Genomic DNA, 11,925 nt, shown 5'->3' with positions numbered 1-11,925 from the left:
GAGCGCCCCGACGGGCCGGCTGTCGGCTGCGGCCGCGTCGTGGCCGGTCGCGCAGTTCCCCCCCCCGCCTTCGGCCGGGGGCACCCCCAGCGCCCCTTCGGGGGCGCACCGCGCGAGCCGCGGAGCGCTCAGGCCCCGCGCTGCCGAAGCGCCGAGCCCGTCCTCCCCTTCACCACCTCCAGCTGCGCGTGGATGCGGCGGCGCAGGTCGGGGACGTGGCTGACGATGCCGACGCTGCGGTCGCGTTCGCGCAGGGAGTCGAGGACGTCGAGGACCTCGTCCAGGGTCTGGTCGTCCAGGCTGCCGAAGCCCTCGTCGATGAAGAGGGTGTCGAGCCGGACGCCGCCCGCCTCGTCGGTGACCACGTCCGCGAGGCCGAGGGCGAGCGCGAGGGAGGCGAAGAAGGTCTCGCCGCCGGAGAGGGTGGCGGTGTCCCGCTCGCGCCCGGTCCAGGCGTCGACGACGTGCAGCCCGAGGCCGCTGCGGCCGCGTCCGGTGCGGTCGTCGGAGTGGACCAGCGTGTAGCGGCCGGACGACATGCGCAGCAGGCGTACGGTCGCGGCGGCGGCGACCTGTTCCAGGCGGGCGGCCAGGACGTACGCCTCCAGGCGCATCCTGCGCTCGTTGTCCGCGGAGGTACCGGCGGTGAGCCCGGCCAGCCGGGCGACCCGGTCGTACTCCTCGCGCAGCGGGGCCAGCCGGCGCACGCCCTCGGTGGCGTGGGCGGACAGCCGGTCGAGTTCGGTGCAGCTGCGGGCGGCCCGGTCGCGGGCGGAGGCGGCGTCGCGCAGCCGCTGGGCGGACCGGGCCGCGGCGCGCTCCGCCGCGTCGAGATCGGCGGGCGGTCGCTGGGCGGCGGCCGCGGTGTCGGCCTCCGCCAGTACGGCACGCACCGCGGCCTCCTCGGACTGCCACTCGTCCAGGCGCCGCTGGAGTTCTCGGTGAGCGGTGTCGTCGAGCAGCGCGGCGGCCGCGGCCTGCGGGGTGTCGAAACCGGCCCGGTAGGCGGCGTCGGCGAGCCGGGCGTCCGTCTCCTTCAGGTGCCGTGCGGTGTCCTCGGCGGCGCGCGCGGCGTCGGCGGCGTCGGTGAGCAGCGCCACCTGCCGCTCCAACTGCGCGGCCCGCGCGGACACGCTGGCGGCGCTCCCCCGGGCCTGGGCCAACTCTGCTTCCAGCGTGGTCTGTTCGGCGTCAAGGCCGTCGCGCCGGGTCAGACGTGCGGCGGTCCGGACCTCGGCCTGCTGCCGCTCGGCCAGCCTGCGTTCGCGTTCCTGCTCCGCGAGCCGCAGCTCCTCGTGGGCCGCGTGCAGGGCGGACCCGGCCCGCCGGGCCTGGGCGTAAGCCCGCTCCAGTTCGTCCGCCTGGGAAGCCAGTCGCGCGGTCGGAACGTCGCCCGCCTCGGCGGTGGCGGCGGCCAGCGCCTCGCGTACGGTGCCGAGCCGCCGCTCGTCCCGGGCGCGCTCCTCGTCGGCCTGCTGGAGGGCGGCTAGTGCGCGTTCCTCGGCCGCGCGATCGACGTGACCCGCGAACTTCTCCGCGGGTGCCGGGTGTTCGGTGGCGCCGCAGACCGCGCACGGCCGCCCCGCGGTGAGTTCCGCGGCCAGCTCGGCGGCGATGCCGTTCAGCCGCTGTTCCTTGAGGTCGAGCCAGTGGGTCCGGGCCTCGACGGCCCGCGCCGCGGAGGCGAGGGCCGTGCGCTGGGCCTCGTCGGTGTCCCGGCCGAGCTCGTCCCGCAGCCGTGCCGCGTCCAGCCGCCGGCGGGCGGGCTCCCGCTGGACGGCGAGCTGCTCGGCGCGGGTGGCGGCCTCCTGGGCGGAGTCGACGCGGGACTGCAGCCCGGCGCGGGTGGCGTCCCAGTCGGCGAGCCAGCTCTCGGCCTCGCGCCGGACGTCCTCGTCGTCCCGCTCCTGCCGGTCGAGGCGGCCGCGCTCCTCGACGACCTCGGCCAGCCGCCGCTCGGCCCGGCGCGCGGACTCCAGCCCGCCCAGTTCCTCGGCGGCCCGGCGGGCAGCGGCGACGAGCCCCGCCGTACCGGCTCCCGCGAGGCTCTCCGGCAGCAGCGCACGGGCGCGCACCTCGGCGGCGGCCGCCTCCCGGTGCCCCGCCTCGGCGGCCTCCCGCAGCTCCAGCGCCGGCGCGACCGCTTCCGCCTTCCGCGCCCGCTCCATCCGCGCCTGCGCCGCCCGGTGCTCCTCGGCCCGCTCCCCGAGCCCTGCGGCCCGCAGCCTGGCCTGCGCGAACCGGTCCTGCAACCGGGCCAGTTCGCGCGCGTCGGCCAGCGCGCGGTCGGCCGCGAACTGAGCCGACTCGGCGGCGGTGAGCCTGCACTGGGCGACGGTGAGCCGCTCCCGTGCGGTGCTGCGGGCCACGGCCGCGGCGGCGAGGACGGCCGCGGCGAGGCCCGGCTCGCCCGGGGCCAGGTCCGGCAGCTCCATGGCGTCGCCGGCCTCCTGCTGCATGCGGTGCGCGTCGGCGAGCAGCGCCGAGTCGCCGTCCCGGACCCGGGCCTCGGTGGTCTTGCGGCGCTCGGCGAGGCGCTTCTCGACGTCGGCGAAGCGCTGGGTGTCGAAGAGGCGGCCGAGCAGCTGGCCCCGCGCGCCGGCGTCGGCGCGCAGGAACCGGGCGAAGTCGCCCTGCGGCAACAGCACGACCTGGCAGAACTGCTCGCGGCTCATGCCGAGCAGCTGGGTGATCTCCTCGCCGACCTCCTGGTGGGAGCGGCTCAGGTCCTTCCAGGCGCCGGCCGGCGCGTCGTACTCGCGCAGCCAGGTCTGGGCCTTGTCCAGGGTGGTGCCCGCGCCGCGTTTCTTGGGGCGCTCCCAGGGCGGCTGCCGGGTGATCTCCAGCCGGCGTCCGGCGACGGTGAGTTCGAGGCGGACCTCGGTGCGGGCGGCCGGGTCGGCGTGGTCGCTGCGCAGGGTGAGGCCCTGGCCGTTCTGGCGGGCGCCGGGGACGCTGCCGTAGAGGGCGTAGCAGACGGCGTCCAGGACGGAGGTCTTGCCGGCGCCGGTGGGGCCGTGCAGGAGGAAGAGCCCGGCGGCACTGAGCGCGTCGAAGTCGACGCTCTGGGAGCCGCCGAAGGGGCCGAAGGCGGTGACGTCGAGCCGGTGGAGCCTCACCGGGCCACCTCGCGCACCGCGCCGTCCGCCCGCACCGCGTCGAACGCCTCGCCCAGGACAGCCCGTTCACGGTCGTCGGGGCCCGTGCCGCGCACGTGGGCGACGAAGTCCTCGGCGATCTCCCGGTCAGTGCGGCCGGCCAGACGGCGGGCGTAGGAGACGTCCGGGTCGTCGGGGGTCCGGTCGGGGGCGAAGACCAGGCTGAGCGTGTGCGGGAAGCGTTCGGCGAGGCGGGCCATGGGGTCGGCGGGGCGGACCGGGTCGGTGAGGGTGGCCTCCACCCAGGCGCCCTCGTGGGCGGTGAGCGCGGGGTCGGCGAGGAGGTCGTCCAGCGTGCCGCGGAGGCGGGACAGCGGGCGCGGCACCGGGCAGTCGAGGCGGTCGGCGCTGACCGTGCCGTCGGCGGCGAGGTCGACGAGCCACATGCTCTTGCGGTGGCCGGCCTCGGAGAAGGAGTAGGCCAGCGGGGATCCGGAGTAGCGGACGCGTTCGGTGAGGGTCTGGCAGCCGTGCAGGTGGCCGAGGGCCACGTAGTCGACGCCGTCGAAGACGCCGGCCGGGACGGCGGCCACTCCGCCGACCGTGATGTCCCGCTCGCTGTCACTGGGCTCGCCGCCGGTGACGAAGGCGTGGGCGAGGACGACGGAACGGGTGCCGGGGGCGCGGGTGGCGAGGTCGGCGCGCACCCGGTCCATGGCGGCGGTCAGCACCGCCTCGTGACCGGTCCGGTCGACCGCGAACTCGTCCCTGACCAGGGCGGGTTCGAGATACGGCAGGCCGTAGAACGCGACGTCCCCGAAGGCGTCGGAGAGCAGCACCGGGGTGCCGCAGGCCGAGGGTTCGGTGCGCAGGTGGATGCCGGCACGGTCGATGAGACCGGCGCCGACGCCGAGGCGGCGGGCGGAGTCGTGGTTGCCGGAGATCATCACCGTGGGCACGCCGAGGCCGGCGAGCCGGTGCAGGGCGTCGTCGAAGAGCTCCACCGCGGCGAGCGGGGGCACCGCGCGGTCGTACACGTCCCCCGCCACCACCACGGCGTCCACGGCGTGCTCGCGCACGGTCGCCACGAGGTGGCCGATGAACTCGGCCTGGGCGCCGAGCATGTTCACGCGGTGGAACGCCCGGCCCAGATGCCAGTCCGAAGTGTGCAGGATTCTCACGAAACCACCCCGACCCGCACGCCTACCCCAATTACACCTGTTCGACCCATGTCAACCAGCACGGGTCCTCCCCGTCACCGCCTGCCACGCTAACGCATGTCACCCCCTGGTCCACCACCCGTCTCGGTTCTCCCCTCCCCCGCACGCCCGCGACCCCCGGGACGGCGATTCAACCTCGCTCACTCTCGCACCAGTTTTCGCCGTTCGAACGATCCGATGTCGCGGCGCTTCGGTCATCCTGCGCCAGACACAGAGACGCCGTCATGGCGCCGCCCGCTCCGGCCTACGGTCCGTGCATCGGACGGGAACGCCGAGAGCCGGGTCCCGTCGCCACCGACATCCGAAGGGGAGGCGCCGTCATGGCGAGCGTGGAAGTGTCGATGAAGGAAATGATGACCTCGATCGAGGGGGCCCTGGGAGCCGCGGTCGTCGACTACACCAGCGGCATGGCGCTGGGAACGCTGGGCGGGGGCAAGGACCTCGACCTGACCATCGCCGCGGCCGGGAACACGGACGTCATCCGGGCCAAGGTGCGCACGATGGAACAACTGGGCCTCAAGAGCCGGATCGAGGACATCCTCATCACCCTCGAACGGCAGTACCACCTCATCCGGCTGATCACCGGCCGCAGCGGCAACGGGCTGTTCCTCTACCTGGTGCTCGACAAGGAGCGTTCGAACCTCGCCATGGCCCGCCACCAGCTCAAGCGGGTCGAGGAACAGCTTGAGGTCTAGCGGCGATCCCAAGTCCGGGGCTCTGTGCGCCCACGATGTGAAAACTTCTTCAAGTGACCACATCAGCATGAACCCAATTCGGGCCTGCGCAGGGCCCCGGACGGCAAGGATCGGCTGTGACGGGCCGACGCGGCGGCGCCGCAGGGCGCCGCCACACCCCGACGTCCCCTCCCGACTCGACCCGGCAGAGAGCGAGCAGTCATGCAAGTCCCCCTCTACCAGGCGAAGGCGGACTTCTTCCGCATGCTCGGGCACCCTGTGCGCATCAGGGTCCTGGAACTGCTCCAGCACGGGCCGGTCCCGGTACGGGACCTGCTCGCCGACATCGAGATCGAGCCGTCCAGCCTTTCCCAGCAGCTGGCCGTGCTGCGCCGGTCCGGCATCGTGGTGTCCATCCGGGAGGGTTCCACCGTCAGCTACGCACTGGCCGGCGGCGACGTCGCCGACCTCCTGCGGGCGGCCCGCCGTATTCTCACCGAGCTGCTGAGCGGCCAGAACGTGCTCCTCGCCGAGCTACGGCAGGCCGACGCGTCCGCCTCCCCCCTGTCCGCCAACCGCCGCGGCTGACGGCACCGCGAGCCGGCCCGAGCCCCGGGGCGGCCGGCGCTACCCGTCGCCGTACGCGAGCGTCGTCCCCGGCAGGTCGTACTCGTCGCGGCGGCCGCACATCCCGAACCCGCCGAGCCGGGTGGGCACCGCCTCGTGCGCGGTCGCCTCGGCGAGGTACGCCGGCTCACCGGCCAGCAGCGCGTCCAGCTGGGCGCCGGTGCGCTCGGCGGCGGCCAGCGCTCCGGCCCGCCACAGCTCGCGCCAGCGCGGCACCTTGTCGCGCACCAGCCGGGCGGCGGCCCGCTGGAACTGCGCGTACGGGCCGTTGTCCCCGGCGACCAGTGCCTCGCGCAGGCCGAGGTAGCCCTCGACGGCGAGGTCCCGGCGCCGGCGGGCGGCCCGCTCCGTCTCGGCTCCGGTGCCCGGCGGCAACGTGGCCAGGGCCGCGTACCGTTCGGGGTCGGCCAGGACGTCGGGCGGGAAGGTGAAGACGGCGTCCCCGGCCTCGGGCAGCCCGCTGTTCTGCATCAGCACGGTGATGCGCAGGTCGCCGCCCTGCACCATGCGGTGCACGGTGCCCGGGGTGAACCAGGCGACGGATCCGGGCTCCAGCGGGATGTCCCGGTAGCCGTCCGGGCTGAGGGTCTGCACCGCACCCCGGCCGCCGGTGACCACGTACGCCTCCGTGCACACCAGGTGCAGATGGGGGCTGCCGCCGCAGACGCCGTCGGCGGCCTCCCACGGGTAGGCGCTGAGGTGGGACAGCCCGACGGCGCCGGGCAGGGGGTGGGGCAACGCGGGCTCGGGCGGTTTCACCACGGCAGGCTCCCCAGGTGTGCGGCGACCCGGTCGGCGTCCCAGGCGCCGTCGGCGACGACGATCCGGTAGCGGAAGGCGAACGACTCGCCGGGCGGCAGGGCGAACTCGTCGAAGAAGGCCCAGGAGAACGCGGCCGTGGGGATCGGTTCCGAGCGCACGAACCAGTGCGACTCGTGGATCGCCGTCCGCGCGTCGAGGTTCTCGGGCGCGTGCGCGAAGACGATCGTGGAGTGACCGTCCACCTCGTCGTGCTCGCCGACGTAGGCGAGCCAGGGGCCCTGGGTGCCCATCAGTTTCTCGGCGCCGGTGACGGCGTCCGGGCCGAACGCGGTGCCGCCGGTGAAGTCACGCGGGCCGCGCCACTGCAGGCCGGTGTATCCGGCCATCTCGCGGCCCGCGGTGGTGGGCGAACCGAAGGTCAGCGGCTCGTCACGGAGGGCGGTGAGGCGGATCGACCAGTCGAGCGCCCAGGCACCGGTCCGCTCGTCGACGGAGTGCACGGTGAGCCCGCGCGCCTCCCGCGCCCACTCGGCGCCGCCGTTCTCCACCCAGGTCAGCCGCTCGGTGAAAGAGAACCGGTCCGCCGCGACGGCGAACTCGGTGAAGCCGTCGTGCCGCATCGAGCCGACCCGCTCCGGGAGCGCCTGGTAGCCCTGGCCGTGGACATAGGTGTTGCCGCCCCAGAAGTTCTGGCCGGACAGGTGGCTCGCCGTCATCTGGAGACCCTTGTGCCAGCGGTGGTCGCTCGGCCGGTAGCCGGTGACGGTGCGGCCCGCGAGGGTGCGCACCGGGTGGGCGTACGGTTTGCGCGCCTCGTACGCCTGCGGGTCGGGGCGGTAGACGTACCGCAGGATCTCGGTGCCGTCCGGTGCGGCGACCGCGATGTGCTCGCCGTGGACGTGGCTGACGCGGATGCTCATGCGCGCTCCTCGGTGTGGGCCCGTGGGGGTGGTCGCCGTGCCTGGCTGCGCAGCGGGGGTCGCCGGGGTCGAAAGCGCTTGCCCTCGCAGGACCCTAGATCCGCAGGAATGTCAGGACAACCCCCCGCGCGGCGTCACGCGTCCCCGTACGCCTCGCCGCCCAGTTGGAGAGCCGCGGTGCCCGCCGTCGCGTCGGCGAGCCAGGCGCGGAAGGCGGCCACGTCGGCGTCCGGCAGGGCGATCTCGATGGTGACGGCCTCGCCGTAGCGGACGTCGCGGACCTCGCGGCCGGTGGCGCGCAGGTCGTTCTGGACCTTGCCGGCCCGCTGGTGGTCGACGGTCACCGCGGCCAGCCGGAAGCGGCGGCGGGTCCGGGTGCCGACGGCGTCGAGGGCCTCGCCGACCGCACCGCCGTAGGCGCGGATCAGCCCGCCGGCGCCGAGCTTGACGCCGCCGTAGTAGCGGGTGACGACGGCGACGACGTACCGCATGTCGCGGCGCAGCAGCATCTGGAGCATGGGGACGCCGGCGGTGCCGCCCGGTTCGCCGTCGTCACTGGCCCGCTGGGTGCCGGCGTCGGCGCCGATGACGTACGCCCAGCAGTTGTGGGTGGCGTCGGCATGCTCCCTGCGGACCGCCGCGACGAAGTCCTGGGCCTCCTGCTCGGTGGCCGCCGGGGCGAGGGCGCACAGGAAGCGGGAGCGGTTGACCTCGGTCTCGTGCGTGCCCGCGCGGGCGACTGTGCGGTACTCGTCCTGCATCCGCCCAGCCTATGCGGAGACCCGCGCCGCTCGTCCCCGGTGCCCCGGGACCGCCCTACGCCTTACGCCCCCGGGGCACCGTCACCTCCGTCAGCAGCGCCGTTCCCGGGGCGAGGTCCGCCCATGTGGTGCCGTGCCAGGCCAGGACGGCGAGTGCGGACGTCGGGAACTTCTCGCGGACCCGCTCCAGGGTGTCGTCCAGGCCGTCGCCGGCGAGGTCCAGGACGAGTTCCTGCAGGCCCGGGTTGTGCCCGACCAGCAGCAGCGTCTCCACCTGGGCGGGCGCCTCGCGCACGACCTCCAGCAGGCCCGGTACGTCGGCCGCGTACACCCGCGGGTCATAGCGGACCGGCGGCGGCGTGCCCCACTGGCCCGAGGCCAGCTCCCAGGTCTGCCGGGCGCGCAGTGCGGTGGAGCACACCGCGAGGTCGGGCAGGCAGTCGGAGTCGGCGAGGGCGTGTCCGGCGGCGGGGGCGTCGCGGCGGCCGCGGTCGGCGAGCGGGCGCAGGTGGTCCGGAACGCCCTCGGGCCAGGCCGACTTGGCGTGCCGCAGGACGACCAGGCGGCGCAGCGGTCCCGCGCCCGCCCGGGTGCTCACGCCGCCCGCCCGATGTCGCGGGTGAGGTCGAGGGCGAGCAGCCGGTCGGCGTAGGCGCAGGTCTCGAAGCGGGCGCCGTCGGGGATCTCGGGCTGGCTCTCCATCCAGCGCAGCACGCCGAGCACGCCGGGCACGTCGAGGTCGTCCTCCCAGGCGTCCCGCAGCCGTCCCCGTACTTTTTCCGGCACCGGCCGCGAGGGGCTGCGCGCCCAGTGGGCCACCGACAGCCGCAGTCCGTCGAGCCGCCGGCCGGCCGCGTCGAGGGCGCCCGCGGCGAGATGGACGGCCGTGCCGCGCGGGGTGTCGAGGAGGGCGAGCCGGAGTGCGGCGGGGTCGGCGAGCGTGTTGAGGACGGCCGCGTCGAGGCCGTCGGCGGGGGCGACGGCGACGGTCACGCCGGCGCCGGGCACCACGTGGCCCGCGGCCGTGACATGGACGACCTGTGCCTCGCCCAGCCCCGGGGAGAGGTCGCGGCCGTCCTCGAACGGGCGGATGCCCAGGGTGGTGGCGGCGGCGTGCAGTTCGACCTGGTGCCGGGCTGCGGTGAGCAGGGGCAGGACCGGGGTGCCGCCGAGTTCCAGCGCGCGCAGCAGGAGATCGGTGGTGAGCAGGACCCGCAGCGCCGTCAGGTCGTACCCGGAGGCATGCGCCTCGACCCGGGTCAGGGCACGGCGGGCGGAGACGGCGGGGACGGTCTCACCGGTCTTGGCGTCGAGGATGCGGAGCACGGGCTGAGCGTAGGCGTGCGGCGGGCCGCATGCAGGCACCTTGCGACGATTCAGGTCACCGTGGCGGGACATGCGGGACATGCGACACCCGGCCCGCGACGCGGACCGCCCCGTCGTCGCCGCGCCGCGGGGAATCAGGGTCCGGTGGGGGCTGTTGGGCACGGCGACATGTTCTCCGAGCCGAGGAGGCCGACGGTGTACGGCGACGAAGCGACGATCCGCAGGATCCTGACCGGGACGGGTGACACCTGGGCGGTGGTGGGCCTGTCGTCCAACCGGGGACGGGCGGCGTACGGGGTGGCGCAGGTGCTGCAGCGGTTCGGCAAGCGGATCGTGCCGGTCCATCCCAAGGCGGAGACGGTGCACGGCGAGCGGGGCTACGCCTCCCTCGCGGAGGTTCCCTTCGCTGTCGACGTCGTCGACGTGTTCGTCAACAGCGAGCTGGCCGGGCCGGTCGCGGACGAGGCGGTGGCGAAGGGCGCGAGGGCGGTGTGGTTCCAGCTGGGGGTGGTCGACGAGGCGGCGTACGAGCGGGTGCGGGCCGCGGGACTGGACATGGTCATGGACCGCTGCCCGGCCATCGAAATTCCTCGCCTGGGCCTGAACTGAGCCGGATTTGAGGAAGATCTGAGCTTCTTGTCTTACCCTCTTCTCACTGAACACACCTGAATACGGACATTCCGTGACCCTCGCTGACCTGTGCAAAAGCTTTGGCCAAGACAGGAAAGATCGAGGGTCAAATCTTCGGCAACACTCTTCTCCGCTTGCGGCATGCGCCCTTAACTTGTGCCCTCTTGCTCGTTAAATCTGCGTTCAGAAACTGAGAGGCCACTTGACATGGTGAGTGTCGAGAACGCCGCACCGGAGGACATCAAACCTTCGGGCGGTCTGAGGCGGGACGTCGGGCTGATCGGCCTGATGTGGGCCTCTGTGGGCTCGATCATCGGCTCCGGCTGGTTGTACGGCGCGCACGACGCGGTCATCCAGGCCGGCCCCGCGGCGATCATCTCGTGGGTGATCGGCGCCGTCGCGATCGTGCTGCTGGCTCTGGTGCATGCCGAACTGGGTGGCATGTTCCCGGTGGCGGGCGGTACAGCCCGCTACCCGCACTACGCCTTCGGCGGCCTGGCCGGCATGTCCTTCGGCTGGTTCTCCTGGCTCCAGGCCGCCACCGTCGCCCCGATCGAGGTCGAGGCCATGATCGGTTACGCCGGTCACTGGTCGTGGGCCCAGCACTTCCAGCACGCCGACAAGACCCTGACGGCGAGCGGCCTGCTGGTGGCGATCGTGCTCATGGCGCTCTTCGTGGGCGTCAACTTCTTCGGCGTACGGGCGCTCGCGCACACCAACAGCGCCGCGACCTGGTGGAAGATCGCCGTCCCGCTGGGTGCGATCTTCATCATGGCAGTGACCCACTTCCACCCGGGCAACTTCCACTCCGAGGGCTTCGCGCCGTTCGGCGCCAAGGGCGTGCTGGCCGCGATCAGCAGCAGCGGCATCATCTTCGCGCTGCTCGGCTTCGAGCAGGCGATCCAGCTCGCGGGTGAGAGCCGCGACCCGAAGAAGGACCTGCCGCGCGCCACGCTCGGCTCGGTCGCCATCGGGGCCGTCATCTACGTCCTGCTCCAGGTCGTGTTCATCGCCGCGCTGCCGCACAGCTCCTTCGCGCACGGCTGGGCCCACCTCGGGTACAAGGGTGACAGCGGCCCGTGGGCCGGCCTCGCGACCCTGGTGGGCCTCGGCTGGCTGGCCGTGGTCCTCTACCTCGACGCGATCATCTCCCCCGGCGGCACCGGCCTGATCTACACCACCGCCACCTCACGCGTCTCCTACGGCCTGGCGAAGAACGGTTACGCCCCGAAGATCTTCACGAAGACCGACGCGCGCGGCGTGCCGTGGTTCGGTCTCGTCATGTCCTTCGTGACCGGTGTGATCTGCTTCCTGCCCTTCCCGAGCTGGCACCAGCTGGTCGGCTTCATCACCTCCGCGAGCGTGCTGATGTACGCGGGCGCCCCACTGGCGTACGGCGTCTTCGCCGACAAGCTGCCTGGCCTGGAGCGCCCGTACCGGCTGCCCGCGGGCAAGGTGGTCTCGCCGGTGGCGTTCGTGGTGGCCAACCTGATCATCTACTGGTCCGGCTGGGGCACCCTGTGGCGGCTCGGCCTGGCGATCATCCTCGGCTACCTGCTGCTCGGCGGTTACGCCTACTACGCTCACAGCAAGAACCTGCCGGACGCGCCCCGCCTGGACTTCAAGGCTGCGCAGTGGCTGCCCGTCTATCTGCTGGGCATGGGGCTGATCTCCTGGCAGGGCGGCTTCGGCGGCCAGGCCAACATCGGTCTGTGGTGGGACATCCTGGTGATCGCCGTCTTCTCGATGGTCATCTACTACTGGGCGAGGGCGACCTCGTCCAGTACGGAGGACATCGAGCGCAGCATCGACGAGGTCGTCGTCACCGAAGCCGCGGCGCACTGACACCCAGTCCCGCTCGCCCCCTGTGTGCGGCCGCCACACGGCCGCAGGAGCCGGCGATGGGC

The 11,925-nt window shown here is 73.6% G+C and carries 11 protein-coding genes; 4 read left to right on the top strand and 7 right to left on the bottom strand.

Annotation, left to right across the window (positions count from 1 at the left end; genetic code table 11):
• Nucleotides 1-128 precede the first annotated feature (128 nt).
• Both AB0M11_RS39850 and AB0M11_RS39845 read right to left on the bottom strand, forming a co-directional pair.
• Nucleotides 129-3,119 (bottom strand): SMC family ATPase, encoded by a 2,991-nt coding sequence (locus tag AB0M11_RS39850; RefSeq protein ID WP_365713603.1) that lies wholly within the window; start codon nucleotides 3,117-3,119, stop codon nucleotides 129-131.
• Nucleotides 3,116-4,279, bottom strand: coding sequence for an exonuclease SbcCD subunit D (locus tag AB0M11_RS39845; RefSeq protein ID WP_365713601.1), 1,164 nt, complete (start codon nucleotides 4,277-4,279; stop codon nucleotides 3,116-3,118). Before AB0M11_RS39845 ends, AB0M11_RS39850 begins: the two co-directional genes overlap by 4 nt.
• A 359-nt stretch (nucleotides 4,280-4,638) precedes the next feature.
• Here AB0M11_RS39845 and AB0M11_RS39840 point away from each other — a divergent pair, with 359 nt between their 5' ends.
• Both AB0M11_RS39840 and AB0M11_RS39835 read left to right on the top strand, forming a co-directional pair.
• Nucleotides 4,639-5,013, top strand: coding sequence for a hypothetical protein (locus AB0M11_RS39840; RefSeq protein WP_234542876.1), 375 nt, complete (start codon nucleotides 4,639-4,641; stop codon nucleotides 5,011-5,013).
• A 201-nt stretch (nucleotides 5,014-5,214) separates the two neighbouring features.
• Entirely contained in the window at nucleotides 5,215-5,580 is a 366-nt protein-coding gene (locus AB0M11_RS39835) for a metalloregulator ArsR/SmtB family transcription factor (protein ID WP_365713599.1), read from the top strand.
• A 39-nt stretch (nucleotides 5,581-5,619) separates the two neighbouring features.
• Here the strand turns inward: AB0M11_RS39835 and AB0M11_RS39830 are convergent, their stop codons facing one another.
• The 5 genes from AB0M11_RS39830 to AB0M11_RS39810 form a co-directional block, all read right to left on the bottom strand.
• Nucleotides 5,620-6,381 (bottom strand): cupin, encoded by a 762-nt coding sequence (locus tag AB0M11_RS39830; protein WP_365713597.1) that lies wholly within the window; start codon nucleotides 6,379-6,381, stop codon nucleotides 5,620-5,622.
• Nucleotides 6,375-7,301, bottom strand: coding sequence for a PmoA family protein (locus AB0M11_RS39825; RefSeq protein WP_365713595.1), 927 nt, complete (start codon nucleotides 7,299-7,301; stop codon nucleotides 6,375-6,377). Before AB0M11_RS39825 ends, AB0M11_RS39830 begins: the two co-directional genes overlap by 7 nt.
• 134 nt (nucleotides 7,302-7,435) lie before the next feature.
• Nucleotides 7,436-8,062, bottom strand: coding sequence for a YigZ family protein (locus AB0M11_RS39820; protein WP_365713593.1), 627 nt, complete (start codon nucleotides 8,060-8,062; stop codon nucleotides 7,436-7,438).
• A gap of 55 nt (nucleotides 8,063-8,117) precedes the next feature.
• The gene (locus AB0M11_RS39815; protein ID WP_365713591.1) at nucleotides 8,118-8,660 is read right to left on the bottom strand and encodes a histidine phosphatase family protein; all 543 of its coding nucleotides are present in this window, start codon (nucleotides 8,658-8,660) and stop codon (nucleotides 8,118-8,120) included.
• Complete coding sequence (locus AB0M11_RS39810; RefSeq protein ID WP_365713589.1) at nucleotides 8,657-9,388, bottom strand: hypothetical protein; 732 nt, start codon at nucleotides 9,386-9,388, stop codon at nucleotides 8,657-8,659. The genes AB0M11_RS39815 and AB0M11_RS39810 overlap by 4 nt, the downstream gene beginning before the upstream one ends.
• A gap of 195 nt (nucleotides 9,389-9,583) precedes the next feature.
• On the opposite strand from AB0M11_RS39810, the gene AB0M11_RS39805 reads away from it, so the two are divergent.
• On the top strand, nucleotides 9,584-9,997 hold the full coding sequence (locus AB0M11_RS39805; RefSeq protein WP_365713586.1) for a CoA-binding protein: 414 nt from the start codon (nucleotides 9,584-9,586) through the stop codon (nucleotides 9,995-9,997).
• 228 nt (nucleotides 9,998-10,225) lie between these two features.
• Entirely contained in the window at nucleotides 10,226-11,863 is a 1,638-nt protein-coding gene (locus AB0M11_RS39800; protein WP_365713584.1) for an APC family permease, read from the top strand.
• Nucleotides 11,864-11,925 lie beyond the last annotated feature (62 nt).

The organism is Streptomyces sp. NPDC051987, from assembly GCF_040680735.1.
Classification (GTDB): Bacteria; Actinomycetota; Actinomycetes; order Streptomycetales; family Streptomycetaceae; genus Streptomyces.
The sequence above is the reverse complement of the archived record's forward strand: the minus strand, read 5'-3'. Positions and strand labels throughout refer to the sequence as shown.